Source organism: Trujillonella humicola, from assembly GCF_046233715.1.
Classification (GTDB): Bacteria; Actinomycetota; Actinomycetes; order Mycobacteriales; family Geodermatophilaceae; genus Trujillonella; species Trujillonella humicola.
In genome coordinates, this window is record NZ_JBJNRJ010000042.1 from 1 (window position 1) to 26,387 (window position 26,387).

General features: G+C 75.2%; 25 protein-coding genes and 1 other RNA gene. 9 read left to right on the forward strand and 17 right to left on the reverse strand.

Annotated elements, in window-relative coordinates; translation table 11 throughout:
- The first annotated feature begins 177 nt into the window (after positions 1-177).
- Positions 178-1,428 (forward strand): FtsX-like permease family protein, encoded by a 1,251-nt coding sequence (locus ACK586_RS18180; protein ID WP_409331905.1) that lies wholly within the window; start codon positions 178-180, stop codon positions 1,426-1,428.
- Between the two features lie 43 nt (positions 1,429-1,471).
- Here ACK586_RS18180 and ACK586_RS18185 read toward each other — a convergent pair whose 3' ends face one another.
- On the reverse strand, positions 1,472-2,323 hold the full coding sequence (locus ACK586_RS18185) for a patatin-like phospholipase family protein (protein ID WP_409331906.1): 852 nt from the start codon (positions 2,321-2,323) through the stop codon (positions 1,472-1,474).
- A gap of 82 nt (positions 2,324-2,405) precedes the next feature.
- Between ACK586_RS18185 and ACK586_RS18190 the strand changes: the two genes are divergently transcribed.
- Positions 2,406-4,148 carry a class I adenylate-forming enzyme family protein gene (locus tag ACK586_RS18190; protein ID WP_409331907.1) on the forward strand — a complete coding sequence of 581 codons (1,743 nt, stop codon included), beginning with the start codon at positions 2,406-2,408 and terminating at the stop codon, positions 4,146-4,148.
- Positions 4,149-4,250: 102 nt separating this feature from the next.
- Complete coding sequence (locus ACK586_RS18195) at positions 4,251-5,276, forward strand: potassium channel family protein (protein ID WP_409331949.1); 1,026 nt, start codon at positions 4,251-4,253, stop codon at positions 5,274-5,276.
- A gap of 9 nt (positions 5,277-5,285) precedes the next feature.
- Here ACK586_RS18195 and ACK586_RS18200 read toward each other — a convergent pair whose 3' ends face one another.
- Positions 5,286-6,845 carry an adenylate/guanylate cyclase domain-containing protein gene (locus ACK586_RS18200; protein WP_409331908.1) on the reverse strand — a complete coding sequence of 520 codons (1,560 nt, stop codon included), beginning with the start codon at positions 6,843-6,845 and terminating at the stop codon, positions 5,286-5,288.
- Positions 6,846-6,900: 55 nt separating this feature from the next.
- Positions 6,901-7,074, reverse strand: coding sequence for a hypothetical protein (locus tag ACK586_RS18205; protein ID WP_409331909.1), 174 nt, complete (start codon positions 7,072-7,074; stop codon positions 6,901-6,903).
- Positions 7,075-7,208: 134 nt separating this feature from the next.
- Between ACK586_RS18205 and ACK586_RS18210 the strand changes: the two genes are divergently transcribed.
- On the forward strand, positions 7,209-7,586 hold the full coding sequence (locus ACK586_RS18210; RefSeq protein ID WP_409331910.1) for a YybH family protein: 378 nt from the start codon (positions 7,209-7,211) through the stop codon (positions 7,584-7,586).
- Between the two features lie 20 nt (positions 7,587-7,606).
- Here ACK586_RS18210 and ACK586_RS18215 read toward each other — a convergent pair whose 3' ends face one another.
- A complete protein-coding gene (locus ACK586_RS18215; protein WP_409331911.1) occupies positions 7,607-8,284 on the reverse strand; it encodes a winged helix-turn-helix transcriptional regulator in 678 nt (225 codons plus the stop codon).
- 69 nt (positions 8,285-8,353) lie between these two features.
- On the opposite strand from ACK586_RS18215, the gene ACK586_RS18220 reads away from it, so the two are divergent.
- Entirely contained in the window at positions 8,354-9,496 is a 1,143-nt protein-coding gene (locus tag ACK586_RS18220; RefSeq protein ID WP_409331912.1) for an acyl-CoA dehydrogenase family protein, read from the forward strand.
- Positions 9,497-9,569: 73 nt separating this feature from the next.
- Here ACK586_RS18220 and ACK586_RS18225 read toward each other — a convergent pair whose 3' ends face one another.
- Positions 9,570-10,265 carry a dienelactone hydrolase family protein gene (locus ACK586_RS18225; protein ID WP_409331913.1) on the reverse strand — a complete coding sequence of 232 codons (696 nt, stop codon included), beginning with the start codon at positions 10,263-10,265 and terminating at the stop codon, positions 9,570-9,572.
- 164 nt (positions 10,266-10,429) lie between these two features.
- Here ACK586_RS18225 and ACK586_RS18230 point away from each other — a divergent pair, with 164 nt between their 5' ends.
- Positions 10,430-12,373 carry an alpha/beta fold hydrolase gene (locus ACK586_RS18230; RefSeq protein ID WP_409331914.1) on the forward strand — a complete coding sequence of 648 codons (1,944 nt, stop codon included), beginning with the start codon at positions 10,430-10,432 and terminating at the stop codon, positions 12,371-12,373.
- A 12-nt stretch (positions 12,374-12,385) separates the two neighbouring features.
- On the opposite strand, the gene ACK586_RS18235 is transcribed toward ACK586_RS18230, so the two are convergent.
- The 3 genes from ACK586_RS18235 to ACK586_RS18245 form a co-directional block, all read right to left on the reverse strand.
- Positions 12,386-12,520 (reverse strand): methionine/alanine import family NSS transporter small subunit, encoded by a 135-nt coding sequence (locus tag ACK586_RS18235; RefSeq protein WP_409331915.1) that lies wholly within the window; start codon positions 12,518-12,520, stop codon positions 12,386-12,388.
- A complete protein-coding gene (locus ACK586_RS18240; RefSeq protein WP_409331916.1) occupies positions 12,517-14,121 on the reverse strand; it encodes a sodium-dependent transporter in 1,605 nt (534 codons plus the stop codon). The genes ACK586_RS18235 and ACK586_RS18240 overlap by 4 nt, the downstream gene beginning before the upstream one ends.
- Before the next feature lie 200 nt (positions 14,122-14,321).
- Positions 14,322-14,801: a DUF6326 family protein gene (locus ACK586_RS18245; protein WP_409331917.1), complete on the reverse strand. Its 480-nt coding sequence runs from the start codon at positions 14,799-14,801 to the stop codon at positions 14,322-14,324.
- Between the two features lie 189 nt (positions 14,802-14,990).
- Here ACK586_RS18245 and ACK586_RS18250 point away from each other — a divergent pair, with 189 nt between their 5' ends.
- Both ACK586_RS18250 and ACK586_RS18255 read left to right on the forward strand, forming a co-directional pair.
- A complete protein-coding gene (locus ACK586_RS18250; RefSeq protein ID WP_409331918.1) occupies positions 14,991-16,124 on the forward strand; it encodes a sensor histidine kinase in 1,134 nt (377 codons plus the stop codon).
- The gene (locus ACK586_RS18255; RefSeq protein ID WP_409331919.1) at positions 16,121-16,777 is read left to right on the forward strand and encodes a response regulator; all 657 of its coding nucleotides are present in this window, start codon (positions 16,121-16,123) and stop codon (positions 16,775-16,777) included. The genes ACK586_RS18250 and ACK586_RS18255 overlap by 4 nt, the downstream gene beginning before the upstream one ends.
- A 134-nt stretch (positions 16,778-16,911) precedes the next feature.
- On the opposite strand, the gene ssrA is transcribed toward ACK586_RS18255, so the two are convergent.
- The 8 genes from ssrA to ACK586_RS18295 all read right to left on the reverse strand — a co-directional run bounded on the left by ssrA (position 16,912) and on the right by ACK586_RS18295 (position 24,338).
- Positions 16,912-17,286: a transfer-messenger RNA gene (gene ssrA / locus ACK586_RS18260) on the reverse strand.
- A gap of 175 nt (positions 17,287-17,461) precedes the next feature.
- The gene (locus ACK586_RS18265; RefSeq protein ID WP_409331920.1) at positions 17,462-18,604 is read right to left on the reverse strand and encodes a magnesium and cobalt transport protein CorA; all 1,143 of its coding nucleotides are present in this window, start codon (positions 18,602-18,604) and stop codon (positions 17,462-17,464) included.
- 300 nt (positions 18,605-18,904) lie between these two features.
- Positions 18,905-20,533, reverse strand: a complete 1,629-nt coding sequence (locus tag ACK586_RS18270) for an SLC13 family permease (protein WP_409331921.1) — start codon at positions 20,531-20,533, stop codon at positions 18,905-18,907.
- A gap of 51 nt (positions 20,534-20,584) precedes the next feature.
- Positions 20,585-21,118 carry a carboxymuconolactone decarboxylase family protein gene (locus ACK586_RS18275; RefSeq protein WP_409331922.1) on the reverse strand — a complete coding sequence of 178 codons (534 nt, stop codon included), beginning with the start codon at positions 21,116-21,118 and terminating at the stop codon, positions 20,585-20,587.
- Positions 21,115-21,999, reverse strand: a complete 885-nt coding sequence (locus ACK586_RS18280) for an SCO6745 family protein (RefSeq protein WP_409331923.1) — start codon at positions 21,997-21,999, stop codon at positions 21,115-21,117. The genes ACK586_RS18275 and ACK586_RS18280 overlap by 4 nt, the downstream gene beginning before the upstream one ends.
- A 10-nt stretch (positions 22,000-22,009) precedes the next feature.
- Positions 22,010-23,059 carry a GNAT family N-acetyltransferase gene (locus tag ACK586_RS18285; RefSeq protein WP_409331924.1) on the reverse strand — a complete coding sequence of 350 codons (1,050 nt, stop codon included), beginning with the start codon at positions 23,057-23,059 and terminating at the stop codon, positions 22,010-22,012.
- Positions 23,056-23,442: a VOC family protein gene (locus ACK586_RS18290; protein ID WP_409331925.1), complete on the reverse strand. Its 387-nt coding sequence runs from the start codon at positions 23,440-23,442 to the stop codon at positions 23,056-23,058. Before ACK586_RS18290 ends, ACK586_RS18285 begins: the two co-directional genes overlap by 4 nt.
- Positions 23,439-24,338: an amidohydrolase family protein gene (locus ACK586_RS18295; protein ID WP_409331926.1), complete on the reverse strand. Its 900-nt coding sequence runs from the start codon at positions 24,336-24,338 to the stop codon at positions 23,439-23,441. The genes ACK586_RS18290 and ACK586_RS18295 overlap by 4 nt, the downstream gene beginning before the upstream one ends.
- 77 nt (positions 24,339-24,415) lie before the next feature.
- Here ACK586_RS18295 and ACK586_RS18300 point away from each other — a divergent pair, with 77 nt between their 5' ends.
- Positions 24,416-25,387 carry a YihY/virulence factor BrkB family protein gene (locus ACK586_RS18300; RefSeq protein ID WP_409331927.1) on the forward strand — a complete coding sequence of 324 codons (972 nt, stop codon included), beginning with the start codon at positions 24,416-24,418 and terminating at the stop codon, positions 25,385-25,387.
- Here ACK586_RS18300 and ACK586_RS18305 read toward each other — a convergent pair.
- Complete coding sequence (locus ACK586_RS18305; protein WP_409331928.1) at positions 25,374-26,297, reverse strand: NADP-dependent oxidoreductase; 924 nt, start codon at positions 26,295-26,297, stop codon at positions 25,374-25,376. The genes ACK586_RS18300 and ACK586_RS18305 overlap by 14 nt on opposite strands.
- Positions 26,298-26,387 lie beyond the last annotated feature (90 nt).

Genomic DNA, 26,387 nt, shown 5'->3' on the forward strand with positions numbered 1-26,387 from the left:
GGCGCGCGGCCGCCGGGCCCCCCCCCGCGGCCCCCCCCCCCCCCCCGCCCCCCCCCCCCCCCCCCCCCCCCCCCCCCCCCCCCCCCCCCCCCCCTGGCCGCGCTGCGCCCGCTGGACCCGGCGCCGCTGCGCTCCCGCGGCGGGGTCCTGCGCCTGGTCGCGGGCCTGCTGCTGACCGTGCCCGGTGCCGCCCTGATGGGCGCCGGCGTCCTCGTCGGCGACGTGCTGCTGTCGGTGGCCGGTGGCGCGCTGAGCTTCCTCGGCGTGGTGCTGCTCGCCCAGCGCGCGGTGCCGCCGGTGGTGGCCGCCGCGGGCCGGCTGGTGCGCCGCGGCGGGGTCACCGCCCGGCTGGCCGGCGGCAACGCCACCCGCAACCCGCGCCGGACGGCGGCGACGGCGACGGCGCTGCTCATCGGCGTCACGCTCACCACGGCCATGGTGGTGGGTGCCGCCTCCACGCGGTCGACCGCGCAGGCCGGCCTCGAGGCGCAGTACCCGACCGACGTGGTGGTCACCGGGAACACCGAGGGCGGGGTCCCCGCGTCGCTGACCGGCCGCCTCGAGGCGCTCGACGGGGTGCGCGCCGCGGCCGGGCTGAGCGCCGGCGAGGTCACCGGGCCCGACGGCTACGACACCTGGACCCTCGGCGTCGACCCGGCCGAGGCCGCGCCGGTGCTGCGGTCCACCGAGGACCTGCCGCTGCCCGCCGAGGGCACCGCCGTCCTCCCCTGGTGGACCGTGGAGAACTGGGGCGTGCAGGCCGGTGACCGGGTCACCTTCACCGGTGACGGCGGCGCCCGGGACCTCACCGTCGCCCTGGGCGACACCGACCACCCGCTGCTCACCGCCGCCGACCTCAGGGCCCTCGACCCGGATGCGGTGGCCGACACGGTGTGGCTGCGCCTGGACGACGGCGCGGACACCGCCGCCGTGGTCGACGAGATCACCGACGTGGCCGGGTCGCTCGTGCCGACGGCCGCGGTCACCGGGCTGGCCAGCGAGCGGGCCGCGCTGGACCAGGTGCTCGACGTGCTGCTGCTCGTGGTGACCGGGCTGCTCGGCGTGGCGGTGCTCATCGCGCTGATCGGCGTCGGCAACACCCTGGCGCTGTCGGTGGTGGAGCGCCGGCAGGAGAACGGCCTGCTGCGCGCGCTCGGGCTGACCCGCGGGCAGGTGCGCGGCCTGCTGGCGTGGGAGGCGGCGCTGGTGGCCGGCGTCGCGGCGGTGCTCGGCGTGGCCCTGGGCACCGCCTACGGGCTGACCGGCGTCGCGTCGGTGCTCGGCGAGTACGGCGAGGTGGTGATCAGCATGCCGTGGCTCCAGGTGACCGCCATCGTCGTCGTCGCCACCGTGGCGGGGCTGCTCGCCTCGGTGCTGCCGGCCCGCCGCGCCGCCCGCACGCCCCCGGTGGCCGCCCTGGCGAGCTGAGTGGAGTGCCACGGGCGAGGTTTCCTCGCCCGTGGCACTCCACTCAGCCCAGCCAGGCCTCGCGGACCTGCTCGGCCACCGCGGCGGCCTGGGCCCGGCCGGCCTCGGCGGAGGGACGGCGGGCGGCCGGGTCGAGCACGTTCCTCCCGATCGCCCGCCGGCCGGCCGCGTCGGGGCTGACGACGGCGACCCGGGCGACCATCCCGGTCACCTGCGCGTCCACGCTGGCCAGCGGGCCGACCCCGCGGGCGATCGGCGCCAGCACGACCACCCGCTCGTGGCCCTCGGCCAGGTCGGCGTTGGCCGCCGAGCGCATGCCGCCGTCCACGTAGCGCCGGCCGTCGACCGTCACCGGCGGGTAGACCCCCGGCACCGCGCAGCTCGCCGCCACGGCCTGCAGCAGCGGCACCCCGGAGTCGCGGTCGAGCGCGCGGAACTCGCCGCTCTCCGCGTCGACCGCGGTGACGACCAGCCGGCGGTCCGGCCACTCCGTGCCGACCAGCCGCGAGCCGATGACGGCGAGCCGCTCCTCCTCGGTCGGGGTCAGCCCGGCGTCGGCGGCCGCCCGCGCCAGCGCGCCGACCCGGCGGCGGAACTCCTCGTCGCGGCCGCGGCTGCGCAGCATCGCCCACGCGTACCGGGCCAGGGCCGCGCGGGTCATCCGCGCCGCCCGCTCCGCCGACGGCGGCTCCAGCTGCCGCGCGTACAGCTCCTCGATCCCCGCCCCGCCGGTCACCTGCGCGCCGACCACCGAGCCGGCCGAGGTGCCGACGACGAGGTCGGCCCCGGTCAGGTCGACGCCGGCCTCGGCCAGCCCGGCCAGCACCCCGGTCTCCCAGGCGATCCCCGTGATGCCCCCGCCGCCCAGCACGAGGGCGCGCCCCGATCCGCTCATCGGCCCATCCTGACCGCCGGGACCCACCTCGACACGTGCTGTGACGTGCGCCACGCTGAGCCTCCCCGAGGAGAGGACCCGCATGAGCACCACGACCGCCCCCGGTGCCGTCACGCCCGCCGTGTCGTGGCCGCCCGGCCTGCCCCGGTCGCTGGACTACCCGCTGGTGCCCGTCGGGTCCGTGCTGCGCGCCGCCGTGCGCCGCTGGGGAGAGCGCCCGGCGTTCGTCGAGGACGGCGTGCCGCTGACCTTCACCGAGCTCGGACGGCGGGCGCACGCGGTGGCGAACTGGCTGGCCGACCACGGCATCGGCCGCGGCGACGTCGTGGCCGTGCACGCCCCCAACTGCCGCCAGTACCCGGCGGTCTACTACGGGATCCTGCTGGCCGGCGCGACCTTCTCCCCCACCAACCCGCTGCTGCCCGCTCCGGACCTCGCCGCCCAGCTCACCGACGCCGGTGCCCGCGTGCTGGTCACCTGGGACCAGGTGCTGCCGTTCGTGCGCGGCGCCCTGGCGGGGACCCCGGTGGAGACCGTGATCGTGACCGGTCCGGCGCACACGGCCGACCTCGCCGCCCGCGCCACCACCGAACCCGGCGACGTCGACCTCGCCGACCTGCTCGCCGCCGACCCCACCGACCGGCACCTCGACGCCGCGGTCGACCCGGCCGCCGACCTGGCCCACCTGGCCTACACCGGCGGCACGACCGGGGTGAGCAAGGGCGTCGAGCTCACCCACCGCAACGTGGTGACCAACGTGCTGCAGTCCGCCTGCTGGGTGAGCGGCTCGGTGCCCGAACTCGACGGGGACGGCGACGTCACGCTGCGCCAGGTGCTCGGCCCCGAGGAGCACCCCACGCGGCTCGGCGAGGCGCGGATGATCAACCTGACGCCGTGGTTCCACGCCATGGGTGTGATCGGCTACCTCAACGGCCTGGTCATGGCCGGCACGACGGCGGTGGTGCACATGCGCTTCGACCCCGTGCGCTACCTCGATGACGCCGTCCGCCACCGGGTGACCGCCATCGGCGGCGCGCCGCCGGTGTTCGTCGCGCTGCTGCAGGTGCCCGGCATCGAGGAGGCCGACCTGTCGCAGGTGCGCGGCGTCTCCAGCGGCGCCGCGCCGCTGCCGGTGCCGCTGATCGAGCGGCTGCAGGGGCTGCTGCCCGGCGCGGTGATCGGCGAGGGCTACGGGCTGACCGAGGTGACGATGCAGGCCACCGGCAACCCGGCGTTCCGCTCGGGCACCCGCCGGGCCGGCACGGTCGGCGTCCCGGTGTTCGACACGGAGGTGTCGATCCGGCCGCTCGGCGGCGGCGACGCCCTGCCGGCCGGCGAGCGCGGCGAGGTGTGCATCCGCGGGCCGCAGGTCATGCGCGGCTACTGGCGGCGCCCGCAGGCCACGGCCGAGTCCATCGACGCGGAGGGCTGGTTCCACACCGGTGACGTCGGGGTGCTCGACGAGGACGGCTACCTGGCGATCGTCGACCGCACCAAGGACATGCTGCTCTACAAGGGCTACAACGTGTTCCCGCGCGAGCTCGAGGAGCACCTGTTCGCGGTGCCCGGGGTCGCCGGCGCCGCGGTGGTCGGCCGCCCCGACGAGGAGGCCGGGGAGCTGCCGGTCGCCTACGTCGTCCGCCGGGACGACGACGCGGGCGCCGCGCTCACCGCCGGGTCGGTGATGGCCGCGGTGAACGAGCGGGTGACGCCGTACAAGCGCCTCCGCGACGTCGTGTTCGTCGACGCCATCCCCGTGTCGGCGGCCGGCAAGGTGCTCAAGCGCGAGCTCGCCGCGCGGGAGCGGGCGGCCGCCGACGGCTGACCGGCGCACCCCGTCCGGAGGACCGCGGCCCGTTCCGTCCTCCCCCGGACGGGTGCGGCGGCACCACCTGGACGCCGGACCTCACTATCGTCGCTCGGCGTGATGATCCACCGCGGCGACGCCGACGACCCGCACACCGGCGTCGTCCTGGCGCACGTCGAGGCGTCCCCGGTCCGCCAGGTCTGGCGGCGGGTCGTCATCGCGGCGCTCGTGCTGGTCGCCGTCGTGCTCGTGGTGTACCTGGACCGGGACGGGTACGTCGACAGCCGGGGCGACGAGATCTCGCTCCTCGACGCGGCGTACTACGCGACGGTCAGCCTCTCGACCACCGGCTACGGGGACATCACCCCCATCACGCCGACCGCGCGGCTGATCAACGTCCTGGTCATCACGCCGCTGCGCATCATGTTCCTGATCGTCCTCATCGGGACCACCCTCGAGGCGCTGACCGCGCGCTCGCGGGAGGAGTTCCGCATCCGTCGGTGGAGGTCCCGCGTGCGCCAGCACGTCATCGTCTGCGGTTACGGCACCAAGGGCCGCAGCGCCATCCGCGCGCTGCGGGCCGACGGCATGTCGGCCGAGCAGATCGTCGTCGTCGACACCGACGAGCGCCTGGTCGAGGAGGCGACGACGACCGGGCTGACCGGCATCGTCGGCGACGCCGGACGGCGCGAGGTGCTCAGGCGGGCCGCCGTCGAGCGGGCGCGTGCGGTCATCGTGGCCGCCAACCGGGACGACGCCGCCGTCCTCATCACGCTCACCGTGCGCCAGCTCAACCCGAGCGTGCCGATCACCACGAGCGTCCGCGAGGAGGAGAACGCCGCGCTGCTGCGCCAGTCCGGGGCGACGACGGTCATCACCACGTCGGCGACCTCCGGCCGCCTGCTGGGCCTGTCGACCGACCACCCCCGCGTGGTCAACGTGGTCGAGGACCTGGTCACCGGCGGGCAGGGCCTGGACCTGCACCAGCGCACGGTGAAGGCCGGCGAGGTGGGGCTCTCCCCGCGGCAGCTGACCGACATCGTGCTGTCGGTGACCCGCGGCGGCCGGACGCTGCGCTTCGACGACCCGCTCATCGGCACGCTGGAGCCCGAGGACGAGCTGGTCGTCGTCCGCGCCCACGTCTGAGCCCCCGGCTCAGCCGGCGCGCACCCACGTCCGGGTCGGCTCGCCCCGCCCGCGCAGCTCGACCACGCGGTCGGGCCGCCAGTGCGCCCGCTCCCCGCCGCCGGCGGCGTGCACCGCCGCCTCGCTGGCCACGGCGCGCCCCCCGTGGTCCTTGGCCAGCTCGGTGAGCCGGGCCGCCTCGTTCACCGGGTCGCCGATCACCGTGTACTCCAGCCGGCTGGCCGCCCCGACCTGACCGGCCCACACCGGCCCGCAGGCCACGCCGACGCCGACGTCGACCTCGCCGGCGGCGCGGACGGCGTCGCAGATCCGGCGGGCCGCGCGCAGCGCCGCCGCCGCGGGGTCGGCGTGCTCGGTGGGCGCGCCGAACACGCACAGCGCCGCGTCGCCCTCGAACTTGTTCACCAGCCCGCCCTCGTCCTCGATCGTCTCGACGACGACGGCGAAGAAGCGGTTGAGCAGGCCGACCATCTCCTCGGGACCGGTGCGCCGCACCAGCGAGGTGGAGCCGGCGATGTCGACGAACAGTGCGGCGACCGTGCGCGCCTCCCCGCCGAGGGAGACGCCGTCGCTCAGGGCGCGCTGGGCGACCGTCGTCCCCACGTGCCGGCCGAACAGGTCGCGCAGCCGCTCCCGCTCGGCCAGGCCGGCGGCCATCGAGTTGACGCCCTCCTGCAGCAGGCCGATCTCTCCGGCGTCGTCGACGACGACGCGCACGGAGTGGTCGCCGCTGCCCACCTGCTGCACCGCCCGGCGCAGGTCGCGCAGCGGGGCGCCGACCGCGCGGGCGGTGAGCAGGGTGGCCAGCAGGCCGACGAGCAGGGCCACGACGACGAGGAAGACCACCGCGGTGGCACCCGGTCCGCCGGGGTTGGTCGGGTCCAGGAACAGCAGCACGACGCCGACCAGGGGCACGCCGCTGGTGATGCCCCAGCTGAGCAGCAGCCGCGGGCGGACACCGAGGGCCAGCCGTCCGGTCGGCGGGTGGGCTGCCAGCGCACGGGCGGAGACGGCGCGGGCGGCGCGGGCGACCAGCAGGTAGGTGACGCCGGCGGTCACCACCCCGCCGAGCAGCACCGCGACGCCGATGCGGATCCCCACCCGGGGGTCGGGATAGGCCGCCGCGGCGACCGTGCCGAGCAGGACGGCGCCGACCAGCCAGACGGTGGCCGCGACGAGTGCGGCGTCGACCGGCAGCCGCAGCGCGCGCGCCGCCTCCGCCCGCGAGGGCTCGCGGCCGGCGAGCAGCCAGGAGGTGGTGACCCGCTGGTGGCGCAGGCCGGCCCAGGTGCCGGCCGGGAAGGCGACGACGAGGTAGGCCAGCGCGGCCGCCAGCACGGCCGCCCGCCCGTCGGCGTCGTCCTGGCCCACGCCCAGGAGCAGCAGGGCGACGGTGCCGACGCCGACCAGGTTGGCCAGGTTGACCAGGACGACGATCACCGGGACGGCGGTGCGGCCGCTGGGCGCCCACGACAGGACGGCGTCGGCGCGCTGGACGGCATCGGCCGCCCACGTCGTCCCCGGTCGCCCGGCCGGCTCGACGGCGCGCGGGCTCGGCGTCGGGGTCACCCGGTCATGATCGCGCCGGGGGGTGCCGCGGCGCCCCCCGGGTGCCCCGTCCGGGTCAGACGGCGAGCTCGGCCTCGAGGTCGGCGAGGTGGCCGGCGGCCAGCGCGCAGTCGGCCGCGGTGGTCAGCCAGCCGGCGACCAGCAGCAGCGGCCACGGCTGCTCCCCGTCGAGCGACGCCGTCGCCGCCACCGTGCCCGCCTGCGCCACTGCCCTGCATGCCGTGTCCACGACCGGCTCCTCTCGTCGGATACGGGAGGGATCGGCAGCGGACCCTGCTCCCTCCACCCGCGAAACACGATCTGCCCCCTCCGGGTGACGCGTGGGGCGCGATGACCTCCGCCGTTCACACCGGTCGTAGCTGCATGAGCGACGAGGTGAGGCGGGCACTCGAGGACTGGGCGGCGGCGGTCCGCGCGGCCGACGCCGACCGGGCGGTGGCTGCGCACAGCGGGGACGTCGTCCTCTACGACGTCGTCCCCCCGGCCGAGGTCCGGGGGCCCGAGGCCTACCGCCGCAGCTGGGAGCTGTTCTGGGCGGCGCAGGGCCGGGGGCAGTTCGACGTCTCCCGGCTCACCGTCGTCGCCGGGGACGGCGTGGCGTTCGCCTACGGGACGATCACCGTCGGCGCCGCCGGGACGGAGGGCTTCCCGATCCGGCTGACCGTGGGGCTGCGGCGGGACGGCGACCGGTGGCTGGTCGTGCACGAGCACCACTCGCCCCCGCCGGATGCCACCGGGTAGCGGTGCAGTCCGTGCACTCCTCAGGCCGGCGCGGCGACGGCCTGCCGGACGAGGTGCGCGACCGGGCTGAGCCGCAGCGACCGGGGCAGGGCGCGGACCAGCGCCGTCTCCCCGGTCACGACGACCCGGCGGTCGCGCACCGCGGCGCCGTACTCCATGCGGCCGTCCCACACCTCGTAGAGCGCGTCGAGGTCGGCCTCGAGCGTCAGGTCGACGTCGAAGCCGGGGTCGGTGAAGCACAGCGAGACGTCGGCCGGCTGCACGACCAGCCAGAACCGGCGCCGGGTCCCGGTGCGGAAGCGCACGTGCACCACGGTGCGTTCCCGGCTGCCGAAGGCGGACGGGTCGATGCCGCCCCGCATCCACCACAGCAGCACGGTCGGGTCGAGCTCGTCGGGGCGCGGCTCGCCGAACGCCCAGCGGGCACCCCACTCCGCCAGGCCGAACACCACCGGGCGCAGGTCCTGGCAGGCCCGGGTCGGCAGGTAGCGCTCGCCGACGTGCTCGACCAGCCCGGCGCGTTCCAGGTGGTCCAGCCGCTTGGACAGCAGCCCGCGGGACAGCCGCGGCAGGCCGCGGGCGAGCTCGTTGAACCGCTCGGCGCCGACCAGCAGGTCGCGGACGATGAGCAGGGTCCAGCGGTCGCCCAGCAGCTCCAGCGAGCGGGTGATCGGGCAGTACTGGCCGTAGTGCGCCATCCCGGGATGGTGGCAGCGGTTCAGAACCAGCACTAGTGGCGCAGGTCCGCCCTCGCGACCGTCGTCCCCATGACCACGACCCTCTCCCCCACCCCCACCGACAGCTCCGTCCTGACCCTCGCCGCCGAGATCGGCCGGCAGGCAGCCGCGGCCGACGCGGCGCACGACCGGGACGCCACCTTCGTCACCGAGGCCTACCGCGCCATGGCCGACAGCGGCTACCTGGCGATGGCGGTGCCGGCCGTCCTCGGCGGCGGCGGCGCCTCCCTGCGGCAGGTCGTGCTCGCCCAGCACGAGCTGGCCCGCTGGTCGGGCGCGGCCGCCCTCTCCTCGGCCATGCACCTGTACCTGACGCTGCTGCAGCGCTGGCGGTACGGCCGCGGGCTGCCCGGCGCCGAGGCGGTGCTCACCCGGGTCGCCGGCGAGGGCATCGTCCTGGCCACCAGCGGCGGCTCGGACTGGGTGAGCCCGACCACGACGGCCGTCCCCACCGACGGCGGGTTCCTGTTCACCGGGCGCAAGACATTCGTCTCCCAGGCCCCGGCGGCCACGGTGCTGCTGACCTCGGCCACGCTGGGCGCTCCCGGGCCGGACGCCGAGGTGCTGCACGCCGGGGTGCCGATGTCGGCGCGCGGCGTCCGCATCGAGGAGACCTGGGACACCCTGGGCATGCGCGGCACGGCCAGCCACGACGTCGTCTTCGAGGACGTCTTCGTGCCCGAGGAGAAGGTGGTGGGCCGCCGTCCGTACGGCGTCCTGGCCGGTCCGCTCCTGCTGGCCGCCGAGTACTTCGCACCGATCGTGTCCGCCGTCTACCTGGGCATCGCGCAGGGGGCGGCCGACGAGGCCGCGCGGCTGCTCGCGGGCCGGCCCCAGCCGGCGCCCTCGGCGGTCCGCCAGCTCGGGGAGATGACGGCGCGGCTGCGGGTGGCGCGCTGGGCGGTGCTCGCCGCGATCGAGGAGACCGGGGAGGACCTCGGGCCCGATCCCGTGGCGCTGGAGACGCTGATGACGGCCAAGCGGCACGCGGTGCTGGAGGCGGTGGCGGTCACGGACCTGGCGCTGCAGGTCGCCGGCGGGGCGGCGTTCTCCCGCCGGTCACCGCTGGAGCGGGCCTACCGGGACGTGCGGGGCGGCCCCTTCCACCCGCTCACCCCCGAGGCCACCCTGGAGGTCGTGGGCACCGCCGCCCTCGCCGCCGCCCGCGGCTGAGCCGGGCCGCCGCCGGGCGGGTGCTCGCCGCCGCCGCGATCCGGACCGGGTCCTGCGGCGCCGGCGCACCCGCTCAGCGCAGGTGCTCGCCGAAGAAGGCGAGGATCCGCCGCCACGCGTCCTCCGCCTCGGGCTCGGAGTAGGCCAGCCCGGCGGTCCGCTCGACGAAGCGCAGCGGGCCCGGCGTCCTCCAGTCGTTCATGAACGAGTGCCCGACGCCCGGGTACTCCTCCACGTCGTGCGGCACGCCGCCCTCGGTCAGCCGCCGCTCCAGCTCGGCCGCGGCCCCTCTGAGCATCGGGTCGCGGGCGCCGTAGCTGGCCACCGTGGGGCAGGCGCGGGCGAGCTGCTCGCGGTCGGCGGGCCAGATGCCGTAGTTCGGGGCCGCGGCGTCGAAGGCGCCGCTGGGCGCGGTGAGCAGCGCGAACCCACCGCCCATGCAGAACCCGACCGAGCCGACCTTCCCCGTGCAGCGGTCGTCGGCGCGCAGGCGGGCGGCGGCGGCGACCACGTCGTCGACCGCCGGCCCCCGCCCCCGGTGCAGCGACCGCAGGGTGCTGACGACGCAGCCGAGCCGGTTGCCCCGCCGGAACAGGCCCGGGGCGAGCGCCAGGTACCCGTTCGCGGCGAACCGGTCGGTGATCCGCCGGACGTCGGCGCTGAGCCCGAAGGCGTCGTGCACGACGACGACCCCCGGCCAGGGCCCGGATCCCTCCGGCACGGCGAGGTACCCCGGCAGCGGGCCGGCGGGGGCGTCGAAGCTCGTCATCGGCACACCGGGATGCCTACCGGGCGCCGGCGGCCGCCGCGACCGGGGGTGCCGCGGCGCGCCGCACCGGTCGGGCCGGTCCCCGGGACCTCTGGTAGTCAGGACGGGCGCCGGTGACGACCGGCGGCCGTGCCGCGGAGACCTCGAAGGCTGGAGACGGACTCATGGGCCGACGCCCCGCAGGACTGCTGCTCGCCCCGCTGCTGCTCGCCGCCGCCTGCACCGGCTCGGACTCCGACGCGGACTCCGGCTCGGACGCCCCGGGCGGGAAGACCGCCCCGGAGTCCTCGGCGGAGCTCCAGTGGGGCGAGTGCGGCCTCGAGGTCCCCGACGACGTGGACCTCGAGTGCGGCACGCTCACGGTCCCCGCCGACCGGGCCGACCCCGGCTCGGGCACGGTGCAGCTGGCGTTCGGCGTCGTCCGCACCGACGCGGAGGACCCGGCCGACGACCCCCTCGTGTACCTCTCCGGCGGCCCCGGCCAGGGCGCGCTGGAGGCCGTCGCGCAGGCGTTCGAGCAGCTCTACGCGCCGCTGGCCGGCGACCGGGAGCTGATCCTGCTCGACCAGCGCGGCACCGGGCTGTCCGAGCCGTCGCTGGCCTGCGACGAGTACACCTCCTGGGCCCGCTCGACCCTGGGCGCCGGGCTGGCCGACGAGGAGCTGGCCACCCAGGCCGTCGAGGCGCTGGAGGAGTGCCGGCAGCGGCTGGTCGACGACGGCGTGGACCTCACCCACTACGACAGCGCCGCCTCCGCCGCCGACCTCGAGGACCTGCGGCTGGCCCTCGGTCACGAGCAGTGGAACCTGTACGGGGTCTCCTACGGCACGCGGCTGGCCCAGACCGCGGTGCGCGACTTCCCGGACGGGATCCGGTCGGTGGTCCTGGACGCCGCCTACCCCGTGGACGCCGACCTGTACGCGGAGACGCCGGGGAACGCCGTCCGCGCCATGGACGCCCTCTTCGCGGCGTGCGCGGCCGACCCGGGCTGCGCCGAGCAGCACCCCGACCTCGGGCAGCGGTTCCGGGACCTGGTCGCCCGGCTCGACGCCGCCCCCGCGCCGATCAGCGTGCCCGACCTGACCACCGGCGAGCGGATCGACGAGGAGCTCGACGGCGCCGCCCTCGCCGGGTTCCTCTTCCAGAGCCTCTACTCGACCGAGCTGCTGGCCTTCCTCCCCGAGACGATCGCGGCGGCCGAGGCCGGCGAGTACGGCACGGTCGCCCTGCTGCTCGGCGCGCAGGTCCAGCAGCTGGACCTGATCAGCATCGGCCAGCAGCTGGCCGTGCAGTGCCAGGAGGAGGTCCCGTTCGGCACGCCGGAGGAGGTGGCTCGGGCCGCCGCGGAGGACCCCCTCGTCCGTGGCTTCTTCGAGGTCTCGCCCCTGACCGGGCCGGGCATCTTCGACCTCTGCGCGTCCTGGGGCGGCCAGGCACCCGACCCGGTGGAGAACGAGCCGGTGGTCAGCGACGTCCCGGCGCTCGTCCTCGCCGGTGAGCTGGACCCCATCACGCCGCCGCGCTGGGGGGAGGACGTCGTCGCCGGCCTCGCCGCCGGCACCCTGGTCCGGTTCCCCTCCACCGGCCACGGGTCGCTGCCCAGCCACGACTGCGCCGCGGAGATCACCGCCGCATTCCTGGCCGCGCCCGAGGAGGCGCCGGACACCGGCTGCGTCGAGGACGTCCCGCCGCCGGCGTTCACCACCGAGGCCGTGGACGCGGAGATGACCGCGTTCGAGGACGAGGGGCTCGGGCTGGCCGGGCGCGCCCCGCAGGGCTGGCTCGAGGTCTTCCCCGGGCTGTGGCAGGAGTCCCCGCTCGTCGTCCTGACCCAGCAGGTCGTGCCGGGCGCCACCGCCGAGCAGGTGCTCGGGCGGCTGGCCACCCTGCGGGGCACCGCAGCGCCGGAACCCGTCGACCGGGTGTCCACCGACGCCCTGGACCTGGATCTGTACCGCTTCGAGGACCTCGGCCAGTGGGTGGAGCTCGCCCTGGCCGACACCGACGACGGACTGGTGCTCGTCCAGCTCACCACGACCCCGGCGCGCGCGGACGTCTACCGCGAGGCCGTCTTCCTCCCGGCGGTCGAGGCCCTCACCCCGGCCTGAGCCGGCGGCCGGTCAGCGGTCCGGACGCCGGTTCTCCGCGCGGTCCTCGACGGCGCCGTGGCGCACCAGGTTGATGACGGCCAGGGCCAGGCCGCCCCAGATCACGGCCATCGCCACCAGCATCATCACGACCGCGCTCGCGCTCATCGCCGGCCTCCCTCGTCGCCCTCGGCCGCCGCCGGGGAGCCCGCGGCCGCCTCCTCCAGCGGTGCCGCCGGGTCCGATCCCGGCGGTGGCCCGGCCAGGTGGGTGCCGGGCCGCCACGGCAGCCGGGCGAGCAGGAAGCCGGCCACGGGCAGCACCGCGACCAGCAGCCAGCCGAAGACCAGCAGCAGCCAGGCCGGGTAGCCCTCGTAGGCCGACTCCACGTCGGCCTGCAGCTCGAGCACCAGCACGACCGCCAGCCCCGCCGGCGCCACGAGGCTGGTGAGCACCCGCCAGCCGGTGCCGATCCGGGGCCGGCCGTGCACGTTGAGGTGCTCGCCCAGCGGGAGCAGCGCCCGCAGCACCCAGGACACCACCAGCATGCTGACCAGCGCCACGACGAGGATGCCGTACCGGTTGACGAAGTGGTCGACGACGTCGAGCACGTAGATGCCGCTCGTGGTGCTGAACAGCACCAGGCTCAGCACCGCGGCGGGGATCCCGACGGCGAGGGTCGCGGTCAGCCGCCCGGTGTCGAGCTTGTCGCGGACCGCGGAGATCACGACCTCGATCACGCTGACCAGCGAGGTGATGCCGGCGATGACCAGCGAGCCGAAGAACAGGACGCCGAGCAGCCCGCCGCCCGGAGCCTCGCTGATGATGGTGGGGAACGCGACGAAGGCCAGCCCGATGCCCTCGCCGGCGACCTCGTCGACGCCGACCCCGCCGGCCTGGGCCATGAAGCCCAGCGCGGCGAACACGCCGATGCCGGCGAGCAGCTCGAAGCCGGAGTTGGAGAACCCGACGACGAGGCCGGAGCCGATCATGTCCTCGCGCCGGCTGACGTACGACGAGTACGTGATCATGATGCCGAAGCCGATCGACAGCGAGAAGAAGATCTGGCCGAACGCGGCGGCCCACACCGAGGCCGAGCCGAGCGCCGACCAGTCGGGGGTGAACAGCGCGTCGAGCCCGCTCCCCGCGCCGTCCAGCAGCAGCGCCTGCACGACGAGGGCGAGGAAGGCGAGCACCAGCACGGGGATGAACACCAGCGAGGTCACGCCGATCCCGCGCTGGACGCCCAGGGCCATGATCAGCAGGACCGCCAGCCAGACCAGCGCCAGCGGCCAGAGCACCCCGGGCACCACGTCGGCGGTGACCTCGACGTCCCCGGCCTGCAGGAAGTCCCCGAAGAAGAAGGCCTCGGGATCGGCGCCCCAGGCCTCGTCGAGGGAGAAGAAGGTGTAGCGCAGGGCCCACGCGATGACCGCGGCGTAGTAGACGGCGATGACGAAGCAGATGCCGACCTGCCACCAGCCGAGCCCCTCGGCGCCGCGGCGCAGCCGGGCGAACGACAGCGGCGCGGAGCCGCGGTGCCGGTGACCGATCGCGTAGTCGAGCAGCAGGAACGGCAGGCCGGCGGTCAGCAGCGCCACGAGGTAGGGCAGCAGGAAGGCGCCGCCCCCGTTCTCGTAGGCGACGTAGGGGAACCGCCAGATGTTGCCGAGCCCGACCGCCGACCCGATCGCGGCGAGGATGAACACGCGCCGTGAGCTGAACGCGCCGCGGCGGCGCTGCTCCGCCGGTCCCTCCGTCGTGGCCATGCGACCTCCCGCGTCGTGGTCCGCCGGCCCCCGCACGTGCCTCGCGCCCGGCCGGCTGCGGCCGATGCAGAGAGGATGGCAGGCCCCGGCCCGCTCCGCCGCCGGGAGCGACCGGCCCCGGACGCACGAGAGCCCCGCGAGGACGTCGTCCTCGCGGGGCTCTCGCTCAGGGCGTCGGGCCACAGCGGGAGGGCTCGCGTTCAGGCGTGCGCTCGGACGCGCCCGTCGTCCACGGTTGCGCGAGCGGCCCGGGGCCACGTCCACGCGGCGCGCAGGACGAAGGCCAGGAGGAGCACCTCGAGTCCGATGGAGAAGCCGTAGAAGTAGGAGTAGCTCCAGGACTCCTCGCCGGCCACGTTGTACACCGAGACCGGGATGTAGAGCGCCGCCACGACGAGGTTGGTGGCGCGGTTGACCCGGGCGGGCAGTGTCGTGGAGAGCACGACCATGAGGATCGGGACGGCCACGAGCGTCAGCGCGAGGCCGACGAAGGTCGGGCCGGTGTCGAACTCGTGGACGACGCCGACCAGGATCTCGTCGATGCTCCCGGGCTTGTACAGGTGCAGGTAGTCGACGTAGATGTAGAGGAACATGAAGCTGGTCCAGGCCGCTGCGAGCTTCACGCGGACCGGGAGCGGCGCTTCCTGGAACGCGCCGGCGGTCGTGCTGCTTCTGGTCATCACTTCTCCTGCGTGCTGGCGGGCCGGCCGGGTCGGCTCGGTCGATGACGTCACCATGACGAGCGCCGACGGCCACCACATCCGCCTGCGGGCTCCAGCCGCCCTGGCCGCAGGGAGGGCGCACAGGCCGTACTTTCGGCCGATCCGCCCGGGCGGCCGCCCCTCTACGGTGGCCGGGAGGGGGTCGACGTGCTTGCCGGTATCTGGGCCGAGCCGCGCCCGCCGCGCCCGCCGGTGCGGGTCTGGCGGGACTGGGCGCTCGTCGCCGGTCTCGTCGCGATCTCGCTCGTCGAGCTGCTGCTGCGCGACGACAGGACCTGGGCGCCCGTGGAGGTCGGTGTCAGCGTCGTCGTCGCGGCATGCCTGCTGTGGCGGCGCACGCGGCCGCTGACCGCGGTCGCCGTGGCCTTCGGAGCCGTCCTCGCCTTCGACGTCGCGAGGATCGTGGCCATCGACGCCACCGGCCTGCAGAGCATCGCAGGGCTGCTGGTGCTGCCCTACGCCCTGCTGCGCTGGGGGTCGGGTCGCGAGGCCGTCCTCGGGCTCGCCGTCATCCTCGTCTGGCTCCCCGTCACCCTCGTCGCGAACCCGGCCTCACCCGCGGAGATGGTCGCCGGCTACGCCTTCTTCCTGTTCTCGGCCGCGCTCGGCGCGGCAGTGCGCTACCGCACGAGGAGCCACGACCGCGAGATCGAGCAGGTGCGGCTGCGCCAGCGCAACGAGCTCGCCCGCGAGCTGCACGACACGGTCGGCCACCGTGTCTCGGCCATCGCCGTCCAGGCGCAGGCCGGGCGCGCGCTGTCGGTCGCGGATCCGGAGCGCGCGCTGGCCACCCTGGTCACCATCGAGGAGGAGGCGACCCGGACGCTCACGGAGATGCGCGCCCTCGTGGGCGTGCTGCGGGACGGGACGGACGCCGATCTCGCCCCGCGGCGAGGGGTCGCAGACGTCGAACGACTCGCTCGCCCGGGCGGCGAGGTGCTCGGCGTCCGCGTGCGGGTCGCCGGCGACCTCGAGGCCATCGACCCGGCGGTCGGCACCGCCCTCTACCTGATCGCCACCGAGGCGGTCACCAACGCGACCCGGCACGCCTCCTGCGCCACCCACGTCAGCGTGGACGTCACCGGCGACCGCCGCCGGGTGCACCTGCGGGTGCACGACGACGGCGAGGCGGGTGCGACCGGCCCCTCGCAGGAGGGATACGGGCTGCGCGGCATGGCCGAGCGGGCGAGCCTGCTCGGCGGCAGCCTGCGGGCCGGACCCGATCCGGGCGGCGGCTGGAGCGTCGACGCGTCGCTCCCGCGGACGGTGCGCGCGTCATGACGATCCGCGTGCTCGTCGCCGACGACCAGGACATCGTCAGGGCAGGGCTCTGCATGATCCTCGACGCCCAACCCGGCATCACCGTGGTCGGTGAGGCTGCCGACGGCCGACAGGCGATCGCTCTGGCCCGGTCGCTCCGCCCCGACGTGTGCCTGCTGGACATCCGCATGCCGGAGGTCGACGGGATCGAGGCCACGCGGCAGCTCGCCGGAGCCGATGTCGCCGATCCTCTCGCCGTCGTCGTCATCACCACCTTCGACCTCGACGACCACGTCTACGGTGCGCTGCAGGCCGGCGCCCGCGGCTTCCTGCTCAAGGACGCCGGTGCGGAGATGCTCACCCAGGCCGTCCATGCCGCCGCCCGTGGCGACGCCCTGATCGCACCGAGCATCACGGCTCGGCTCCTGTCCTCCTTCGCCGACAGGCGCTCGCGGTCGAGGCCACCCGAGCCCGTCGAGGCGCTCACCGCTCGGGAGGAACAGGTCCTGCTGGCGGCCGCTCGCGGGCGGACCAACGGCGAGATCGGCGACGAGCTGTCCATCAGCCTCAGCACCGTCAAGACCCACATCGCCGCCCTCATGCGCAAGCTGGGTGCCCGCAACCGCGTGGAGATCGTCATGTGGGCTTACGAGACGGGCCGCGTCACCACCTGAGCCGCGCTGGCTCAGGGGGAGCGTGGGTCGAATCGGCCGCCCAGGACCGCGGACGACGAAGCCGGGACCACCGCTGTCCGCGGTGGCCCCGGCTTTCTCGCCAACTAGGGGGCTGGCATTTCGCCAGCACCCAGGGGTGGAGGTGGCGGGAATCGAACCCGCGTCCTACGACGCATCACCAGGGCTTCTCCGAGCGCAGTCCGCTGCGTCTCTGCTCGACCCTCCCGATCTCGCGGACGAGACGGGATGACGGGCCCAGTCGCTGTTTGATGTCCCCACCGCTCCCGCGACCGGAGCGGAGGGTCAGTCACCTAGCTGATGCCAGGATCCGGGCCGGTGACGAACCCGGGCTGACAGAGTCGACCTAGCTGATCAGGCAGCGAGGGCGAACTCGCGCTGACTGGAGTCGGCGCTTGTGTTGTGTGCAACGCATGGTTAACGAGCTCATCGTTGCCTTCCTCGGCTCGCTTCCCCTGGTCATCCGACCGCAGTCGAGACCAATCACCCCCTGTGTAGTTGTGCAGTGATCGTAACGGCAGGTGCCCGGCGGATGTTCCCCAGGCACGCTCAGCGGATCCCGCGCACCGGCTGCCGCGGCACCGTCGCCGGTGCCGCGGTGCGGCGCGGCACCCGCGACCGGAGCGCGGCACTGCCGCGGTACGGCACGGCGGCGCCCGGCGGCGGTCAGATCCAGTCGCGGCGCTTGAAGACGGCGAACAGCGTGAGGCTGACCCCCAGCATCGACACCAGCGCGAACGGGTAGCCCAGGTTCCAGTGCAGCTCGGGCATGTCGTCGAAGTTCATCCCGTAGACGGTGCCCACCAGGGTGGGGGCGAACAGGATGGCCGCCCACGCGGAGATCTTCTTCACCTCCTCGCCCTGCGCGATCGAGGCCTCGGTCAGCTCGCGGATCTCCTCGTTCTGCCGCTGCGCGACCAGGGTCGCGTTGACCGTGAGGATGTCGCGCAGCTGCAGCCGGAAGCCCTCGACCCGCTCGATCACCGACGTGACGTGGTCGGCGACGTCGCGCAGGTAGCTGCGCAGCTCCTCGTCGACGCCGTACTTGTCGAAGCCGGCGGTGATGGCCGCGAGGATGCCGGTGAGCGGTGCCGCCGCGCGCTGGAAGTCCAGCACCTCCTGCGACAGCTCGTAGATGCGCCGGGAGACGCCGGGGTCGCCGCGGAAGACCTCCGTCTCGATCTCGTCGATGTCGTTGGACAGGCCGGCGACGACCGGCGCGTACCCGTCGACGACGGCGTCGAGGATCGCGTACAGCACCGCCTCGGAGCCCTTGGCCAGCAGCGCCGGCTCGCTCTCCAGCCGCCGGCGTACCCGCGCGAGGTCCGGCGACTCGCTGTGCCGGACGGTGATGGCGAAGTCCCGGCCCAGGAACAGGTGCAGCTCACCGAACTCCACCTCCTCGGTGGCGTCGAGGTAGCGGGCGGCCTTGAGGACGACGAACAGGGTGTCGCCGTAGCGCTCGAACTTCGGCCGCTGGTGGGCCTGGATGGCGTCCTCGACGGCGAGCTCGGGCAGGTCGTACTGCTCGGCCAGCTCCCCCAGCTCGTTCGGCTCGGGCCGGTACAGGCCGAGCCAGACCATGCGGTCGTCGAAGCCCTCGGTGAGCCACTCGTGGCTGGCGGCGGCGGTGTCGGGGGTGGCCACCCGCCGCCCACCGGCGTACACGGCGTTGTCGACGATCCGCGACGGCCGGTCGGGCGCCGGTTGCGGCTCGGCGGGGACGACGACGGGACGGCGGACCACCTCGGCGCGCGGGCGGCGCAGCGTGGTGAGTGCGGTGAGGGGCGCGAGGCGACGATCGACCATGACGGGCTCCCGGGTCGCTGGGCGGAGGACGCAGCGGAGTCGACGGACCTCCCCGCCTCCTGCCCGCGGGCTCGCGGCGGCCCCTCGGGGAGGCCGTCCAGCGGCGGGAGGTCAGGCGGGGAGGTCCCCGGTACTGGGACTGGGAGGCTCGCTGCGCATGCGGCCTCCTCCCCGGTCGGTCTGCGGCCGCCGTCGAGCGGGCCGTCGACCATCGTGACACGCCCGGGCCGGCCAGGAGCCGGAGCGGGACGGAGATCACCCGCCCGACACCCGCCGGTCACCCGGCGGTAGCCGGCGCCGTCAGCGCAGGATCAGCGAGACCAGCGGCGGGAGCAGCACCACGATCAGCAGGGCACCGAGCACGTCGAAGCTGATCCCCGAGCGGATCATCTTGGTGATCGGCACGACGCCGGAGCCGTAGACGATGGCGTTCTGCGGCGTCGACACCGGGAGCATGAAGCCGAACGACGCCGCGAACGTCGCGGCGAGCGCGGGCACGAACGGGTCGATGCCCGCCGCGGCGGCCACCGGGATGATGATCGGCACCACGACCGCGGCGGAGGCGGTGTTGCTCGTGGTCTCGGAGATGATGATCGCGAGGATCACCGCGAAGATCGTGATGGCGAACGTGCTGGTCAGGCCCAGCCAGTCCGACGAGCTGTTGCCGATGGTCTCGGCCAGGCCGGTGTCGGCCAGCAGCGAGCCGAAGATGATCCCGGTGCCGAACAGCAGGATGGTGCCCCAGTCGATCTTCGCCGCGTCGGACCAGTTGAGCGTGAACTCGCGTGCCTTCCACCCCGTGGGGAGCAGGAACAGCAGCGAGGCACCGAGGACGGCGACCACGCCCTCGTCGAGCCGGTCGCTGATCGTCGTGTAGGAGTCCGACTCCGTGCCCGCCACCAGCGCGACGACGCCGGGGAAGATCCACAGCGCAACGGTGATGCCGAAGGCGATCAGGGTGTTGCGCTCCGCCCGGGAGAACGGGCCGATCTGGGCCCGCTCCTCGGCGATGTACTCGGCGACGCCCTCGATGCGGCGGATCTCGGGGCGGTTGAGCAGCAGCAGCACGATGGTCAGCGCGACGAACATCAGCGCGCAGATGGGCAGCGCCATGAGCATCCACTGCAGGAAGCCGATCCGCTCCCCGGTGGCCTCCTCGATCAGCCCCCGGCCGATCAGGTTGGGCGGCGTGCCGACGGGGGTGAGCAGGCCGCCGACGCTCGCGCCGTAGGCCAGCATCAGCATCAGCGCCACGCCGACGCGCAGCCGCAACGGGTCGAAGTCCGGCTTCACCAGCTCCTTGTCCTGCAGGAGCTTGGCGATGACGGTGAGGATCCCGAGCGCCGTCGGCAGCAGCATCGCCACCGTCGCGGTGTTCGACACGAACGCCGACAGCACCGCGGTGATGAGGCCGAAGGCGATCACCACGCGCGCGGTCGAGGTGCCCACCCACTTCAGCGAGAGGATGAACATCGCGAACCGGCGGGCGACGCCGTGCTTGAGCATCGCCGCGGCCAGGATGAACGCGCCGATGAAGGTGAAGACCGTCGTCGACCCGAAGGGCGCCAGCGCGTCGTCGGCCGGCACGACGCCGGTGACCACGATGGCGGCGACGCCGATGAGGCCGCCGATCGGGATGGGCACCGGCTCGGTGACCCACAGGACGATGACGCCGAGCAGGATCGCCGCCAGCATCTGCTGGTCGTTCGGCAGGTCCAGCGGGAGCAGGGCGAACAGCACGCTGACGACCGGGGCGAGGAACAGGCCGACGGTGCGCCGGCCCTTCTCGAAGCGCTCCTCGGCCGGACTCAGCTGCTGCTCACCCAGGCTGCGGTAGGTGGCGCTGCCCCGGAAGGCCGCGTCCACATCGGTGCGGGCCGGACGGTTCGCGTCCGACCGCGCAGGGTTCCCCGTCTCGCGCTCGGTCATCGACACTGGCGCCACCTCCGCGGGAGAGTGTGGCCCAGATCGCTCCGGTCTTCAGCCCGAGACCTCTCCCTCCGGCGGAGGCACCTGCAGCGCCACCAGGAACCGCGACACCATCGCGTAGCCGGCGACGAGCGCGGCCAGCTCGACGACCTGCCGGTCGCTCAGCTCCGCGCGCGCGGCGGCGAAGACCCGGTCGGGCACCGCGACGTCCCGGGTGGAGGCGTCGGTGAACGCGAGGACGGCGGCCTGCGCCGGCGACCACACCGCCTGCTCCCCGGCGTCGGGACGCCGCAGCACGCGCAGGTGCAGCTCGGTGAGGCCCGCCCGCCGGGCGATCGGCTCGTGCGCGGCCCACTCGAACGCCGCGTCGTTGAGGACGGCGACCCGCAGGACCACCAGCTCGCGCAGGTCGGCGGGGAGCGTGGTGCCCGAGCGCAGCGCCCCCAGCAGCGCGTTCCAGCCCTCGGCCACCGGCGGGCTGTGCAGCAGCAGCCGGTCGAGGTCGCTGAGCTCGCCGCCGCGGCGGGCCCGGATCAGCTCCGCCGTCGGCCCCTCCTCCGGGGCGCCCGGGAGGCGTCCGCTCACCTGCCGAAGACGCCGGCCGGGTAGGCGCCGGCGGCCAGCAGCCGGGCCGACAGCGGCTTGCCGAGCTCGACGACCCGCGCCGTCCGCTCCGCGCCCAGGTGGGTCCAGGGATCCAGGGCGAGCGCGTCGGTCCCGGCCTCGATCTCCGCCCGGAGCCGCTCGCCGGCCTCGGTGAGCTCGCCGTCGACCAGGAGCCCGCGGTCGGCCAGCCGGGCGGCGGCGGCCGCCCACTCCTCGTCGGTGTACCCCCGCAGCGCCTGGGCCGCGGCCGGCGTGAAGTCGCGACCGGTCGCGGAGTGGGTCTGCAGCGCCTCGATGCCCGACAACCCGTGCCGCAGCAGGACGGCGACGTGCCCGTCGCCGCGGTGCTCCCGCAGGAGCGTCGCGCCGTGCCACACCTGCAGCAGCGGCTCGTCGGGCCAGGGCAGGTCGGCGTGGCCGGCGTAGAGGGGGCGGCCGTCGGGGGTCAGTGCGGTGCAGGCCTCGCTCAGCAGCCCGGCCAGCTCCTCGATCTCGGGGCCCCGGGCGGCGTCGCCGAGCAGGCGGGTGAGCGAGGCGCGCGCGGCGTCGAACCGGGCGGCGACCACCCGCTCGGGCGCCGCCAGCATCCAGGCGCGCGGGACGTGCCGCGCCACCAGCGCCGGCGAGAAGTTGTGGAAGGTCGCCGTCACCACGCCCGGGCCGACGGCGCCCAGCGGCGCGGCCCGGCCGGCGAAGTAGCACATCCGCCCCGGCCGGAGCCCGATCGCGGTGAGGTGCTCGTCCTGCTCGGGGGCGAAGTAGAGGTGGTTGTGCAGCGGCTCGACGGCCCGGTGCGCCCGGTTGGCCAGGGCCGGCCCGACGGCGCCGGGAGCGGGGGCGGGGTGATCGACGCTGACCATGCGCGGCACCCTACTGATCGCCGCCGCCCCCGCCGAAGTGGCCACTTCGGCGGAAGGCGCGCCCCGCCGGAGTGGCCACTTCGGTGGTCCACGGGAGGGGCGGGAGCTCCCGCGCCCACGCCGTCCACGTCCGGTCGGTGCGGAAGCCGACCCGCTCGTAGAGCGCGAAGGCCCCGGTCACGTTCGCGGTGTCGACGTCGAGCGCGGCCCGGGTGCAGCCCGCGTCGGCCGCCGCGCGCAGGGCCGCGGCGATCGCCGCGGTGGCCACCCCGCGGCCGCGGGCGGCGGGCAGCACGCCGATCTGGCCGAGCCGGGTCTCGGACACCCCGGTGGCCCGCGTGTCCGACTCGTACACGTACGCCAGCACGTACCCCACGACCGCGTCGTCGGCGAGTGCGAGCACCGACAGGTCCGGGCGGAACGCCCGCTGACCGGTGAACCACGTGCGCCAGACGAGGGGGTCGCGCTCCACCGAGCCGTGGTGCCGGGTGAAGGCGGCGTTGTGCGCCCGCCGCACCTCGTCGTCGCGGTCGTCGGTGAACGGCACCAGCCGCAGGTCCGGGCGGGCAGGGACGTCGGGGAGGCCGGTCAGCGGGCGGCGCATCACCGCGTAGTACCGCTCGGCGGCGAACCCGCGGGCGCGGACGAGGCGCTCCAGCGGTGCCATGGCCGGGTGTACGTGCGCCACGAGGCGGGCCGGCGCGGCCGGCGCGCGGCGGGCGTGGTGCTCGGCGCCGCGGCGCACCTGCCAGTCGAGCAGCCGGCTCCCCACGCCCCTGCCCCGCCACCCCGGGTGCACCCGGCCCTCCAGGGACACCCGGAACGCGTCCCGGACGCCGGGTGCGGCGATGGCCGTGGCCCAGCCGGCGAGCCGCCCGTCGGCGGTCACGACCGCGAGCCCGTCGGCGGCGAGGTCGACCAGCTCCCCGCCCCACCACTCGGCGAGATCGGCGGCGTCCTCGTGCTCACCGGTGAGGTCCAGCGGCTCCGCGGCGGCGAGCAGCTCGGCGGCGGCGGGGGCGTCGTCCGGGCTGAGCGGCCGGACGTCGAGCGCGGTCATCCCTGCAGGGGGACGAACAGGCAGAACGGGTGGCCGGCGGGATCGGCGTAGACCCGCACGACCTCCTCCGGGTCGTCGTGGCCGCCCAGGGGCCGGGCGCCGATCTCCTCCGCGTGCGCGCACGCCGCCGCCAGGTCCTCGACCTCGAGGTCGAGGTGCTGCTGCATCTGCTGCGTGCCCGGCCGCGGTGGCCAGACCGGGGGCACGTGGTCGCGCTCGAGCTGGAACGACAGCCCGGTGCCGCCGCCCTCCGGGCGCAGGGTGGCCCAGTCCTCGTCGTCGGAGCCCAGCGGCCAGCCGAGCAGCCGATGGTAGAAGCGCGCCAGCCCCCGCGGGTCCGGGGTGCCGAGGACGACGGCGGTGAAGCGGAAGGCGGAGGTCACGCCGCGATCCTGAACAGCCGCGCGCCGTTGTGCCACAGCACCGCCCGCAGCCACTCCTCGCCCAGCCCCAGCCGGTCCAGGGCCGCGAGCTGGTGGGCGTAGGGATACGGGATGGCCGGGAAGTCGCTGCCCAGCAGCACCTTGTCGCGCAGGGCGGCCAGCCGCGGGAGGTCCGCCGGGTCGAAGGGCATCAGCCGCTCGGTGAAGTCGGTGGCGAACATCGTGGTGTCCAGGTGCACCCGCTCGAAGCGCTCGGCCAGGTCGAGGAACGCGCGGTACTCCGGCATCCCGAGGTGGGCGATGACCAGCTGCAGCCGGGGATGGCGGTCCAGCAGGCCGCCCGTCGGCCCGGGGCCGGTGTGCTCGCCGGCCAGCGGGCCCGACCCGCAGTGGACGACCACCGGCGTCCCGGTCTCGGCCAGCCGCCCCCACACCGGGTCGAGCAGCGGGTCCCGCGGGTCGAAGGCCCCGACCTGCACGTGCACCTTGAACACCCGCACCCCGCGGTCCAGCGCCTCGGCCACGTAGGCCGGCGCCTCGGGCTCGGGGTAGAAGGTCGCCGACCGGAGCACCTGCGGGTGCACGTCGGCGAAGGCGGAGGACCAGTCGTTGAGCCAGGCGGCCATGCCGGGCCGGTGCGGGTAGGGCAGCGTGGAGAACGCGCGCACCCCGAGCCGGTCGAGCGTGGCCAGCCGGTCGGCCACCGGACCGGCGTAGGTGACCGGCCAGGCGGTGCCGTAGTGCTCCTCGGCCCGGGCGAAGTACGCCCAGACCTTCTCCTGCACCCGCTCGGGCAGGAAGTGCACGTGCACGTCGACCAGGCCGGGCAGCCCGAGCTCCCGCCAGTACCGCGGGACGTCGGCGTCGTCGGCCGGAGGCCGGACACGGGGCGTCATGGCTGCGGCTCCTGCTCCTCCACCGACGACATGCGATCGCCATGAACCGGTGGCTCGCACCGGGTAGCCCCCACAGGGTGACCGCACCCTCCTCGACCCGACCGTACCGGGGGCACGATGGTCGTCCTCCGGGCCGGCCCCGCGGCCTGCGGGGCCGCTGGCGGCGCCTGTCCGACCGGGCGCGGCGGCGCTACCGGCGGCTGCCCCGCCCGGTGCGCACGTTCACCGCGTGGCTGCGCAGCTCCGAGTTCCTGGTCACCAGCTCCAGCCTGGCGTTCTACGCGATGGTGGCGCTGCCCCCGATGGTGCTGATCACCTTCTGGGTGGCCGGCGTCTTCGTCGACGAGGAGGCACTCGGCGACCTCGGCCGGGAGGTGGACGACCAGTCCCCCGACCGGCTCCCGGTCGCCGACGTCCTCCAGGGACTCATCGAGGTGGCCGGGCGGATCGGGTTCACCGCGGTGCTCGCGGCCGTGTGGCCGGCCACCACCTACGGGGCGGCTCTGGCCCGCGCCTTCGGCGAGATCGCCCCGGCGACGGAGCGGCAGATCCGGGGCTGGCGGGGCCGGCTGCTCGCGCTGGTGGTCATCGCCGTGCTGCCCGCGACCGTCTTCCTCGGCCTGGCCAGCATCTACCTGCTCCCGCGGCTCCTGGACCCGGGCTGGCCGCTGCGCCTGTCGCTCGGGGCCGGGACGCTCGTGGTCTGCATGGCGTTCGTCGCGCTCGTGTACTGGCTGTTCGAGCTGCACGACACGCGCTGGACCGACGTGGTGCTCGGTGCGGCCACGGCCACCGCCCTGATCGCCACGAGCACCGCGGGGTACGTGGTCTACCTCGAGTTCTCCGACTTCACCGAGCGCTACGGATCGGCGGCCCTGGCCACGGCGGTGCTGCTGGGCCTGTGGCTGCTGCTGGGCAACGCCGCACTGCTGGTGGGCTACCGGGTGGCGATGCGGCGCGCCCACCGGCGGACCCGCGGGAACGCCCCGGCCGGCGACGAGGTCCCCCACGAGGACACCGAGGAGGACTCCGCGGTCACCGGACGGTGACGACGACCTTGCCGCGCACGTGCCCCTCGGCGACCAGCCGCTGGGCGTCGGCCACCTGCTCGAGCGGGAACGCCTTCGCGATCGGCACCCGCAGCTGGCCGGCGTCGGCCATCCGGCCGAGCTCCTCCAGGTCGTGCCGCTCGGGCCGGACGAAGACGTACCGCCCACCCTGTTCCTTCACCGCCGGGTCGACGACGGAGGCCAGCCGGCCGCCCGGGCGCAGCTGCCGCGGGGCGTCGGCCAGCGCGTCGCCGCCGACGAGGTCGAGGACGGCGTCGACCGGCTCGGACAGCTGCTCGCTCACCGGCCCGGCGGTGTAGTCGATGCACCCGGCGACGCCGGCCTCGCGGAGGAAGCCGTGGTTGCGCGGGCTCGCGGTGCCGATCACCTGCGCCCCCAGGGCGACGGCGATCTGGACGGCGTTGAAGCCCACTCCTCCCGCTGCACGGTGGACCAGCACGCGGTCGCCCTCGCCGACCTCGAGCGCCTCGGTCAGCGCCTGGTAGGCGGTGAGCCCGGCCAGCGGCAGCGCGCCGGCCTCGGCGAACGACAGCGACGCCGGCTTGTGCGCCAGGCAGCGCTGGGGCGCCGGCACGAGCTCCGCCTGCGTCCCCCACTGGACGTCGTCCCGGCGGACGTAGCCGAACACCTCGTCGCCGGGGGCGAAGTCGACCACCGCGGGGCCGGCGGCCTCGACGACGCCCGCGACGTCCCAGCCGGGGACGATCGGGAACCGGTGCGGGAAGAACGACCGCAGGTTGCCAGCGCGGATGCCCATGTCGACCGGGTTGACCCCCGCGGCGTGCACCCGCACCAGCACGGTGTCGGGGCCGACCGGCGGGTCGGCCAGGTCGTCGCGCAGCTGCAGGACGTCGAGGTCCCCGAACCGGTCGTAGGCCACTCCACGCATGCCGGTCACCGTAGGGCGACCGGCAGTCGCCGGCTCGGGCGCCCCCGCCCACCGCCGGGTGCCGCGGTGTGGTCGGCACCGCCGCGCTGC

Bases quoted from the DNA above. Each gene is read 5' to 3' on its own strand.
- ACK586_RS18185 (WP_409331906.1), bottom strand. From the start codon at position 2,323: ATGAGCGGATCGGGGCGCGCCCTCGTGCTGGGCGGCGGGGGCATCACG.
- ACK586_RS18190 (WP_409331907.1), top strand. From the start codon at position 2,406: ATGAGCACCACGACCGCCCCCGGTGCCGTCACGCCCGCCGTGTCGTGG.
- ACK586_RS18195 (WP_409331949.1), top strand. From the start codon at position 4,251: ATGATCCACCGCGGCGACGCCGACGACCCGCACACCGGCGTCGTCCTG.
- ACK586_RS18210 (WP_409331910.1), top strand. From the start codon at position 7,209: ATGAGCGACGAGGTGAGGCGGGCACTCGAGGACTGGGCGGCGGCGGTC.
- ACK586_RS18215 (WP_409331911.1), bottom strand. From the start codon at position 8,284: ATGGCGCACTACGGCCAGTACTGCCCGATCACCCGCTCGCTGGAGCTG.
- ACK586_RS18220 (WP_409331912.1), top strand. From the start codon at position 8,354: ATGACCACGACCCTCTCCCCCACCCCCACCGACAGCTCCGTCCTGACC.
- ACK586_RS18225 (WP_409331913.1), bottom strand. From the start codon at position 10,265: ATGACGAGCTTCGACGCCCCCGCCGGCCCGCTGCCGGGGTACCTCGCC.
- ACK586_RS18230 (WP_409331914.1), top strand. From the start codon at position 10,430: ATGGGCCGACGCCCCGCAGGACTGCTGCTCGCCCCGCTGCTGCTCGCC.
- ACK586_RS18235 (WP_409331915.1), bottom strand. From the start codon at position 12,520: ATGAGCGCGAGCGCGGTCGTGATGATGCTGGTGGCGATGGCCGTGATC.
- ACK586_RS18240 (WP_409331916.1), bottom strand. From the start codon at position 14,121: ATGGCCACGACGGAGGGACCGGCGGAGCAGCGCCGCCGCGGCGCGTTC.
- ACK586_RS18245 (WP_409331917.1), bottom strand. From the start codon at position 14,801: ATGACCAGAAGCAGCACGACCGCCGGCGCGTTCCAGGAAGCGCCGCTC.
- ACK586_RS18255 (WP_409331919.1), top strand. From the start codon at position 16,121: ATGACGATCCGCGTGCTCGTCGCCGACGACCAGGACATCGTCAGGGCA.
- ACK586_RS18265 (WP_409331920.1), bottom strand. From the start codon at position 18,604: ATGGTCGATCGTCGCCTCGCGCCCCTCACCGCACTCACCACGCTGCGC.
- ACK586_RS18270 (WP_409331921.1), bottom strand. From the start codon at position 20,533: ATGACCGAGCGCGAGACGGGGAACCCTGCGCGGTCGGACGCGAACCGT.
- ACK586_RS18280 (WP_409331923.1), bottom strand. From the start codon at position 21,999: ATGGTCAGCGTCGATCACCCCGCCCCCGCTCCCGGCGCCGTCGGGCCG.
- ACK586_RS18285 (WP_409331924.1), bottom strand. From the start codon at position 23,059: ATGACCGCGCTCGACGTCCGGCCGCTCAGCCCGGACGACGCCCCCGCC.
- ACK586_RS18295 (WP_409331926.1), bottom strand. From the start codon at position 24,338: ATGACGCCCCGTGTCCGGCCTCCGGCCGACGACGCCGACGTCCCGCGG.
- ACK586_RS18305 (WP_409331928.1), bottom strand. From the start codon at position 26,297: ATGCGTGGAGTGGCCTACGACCGGTTCGGGGACCTCGACGTCCTGCAG.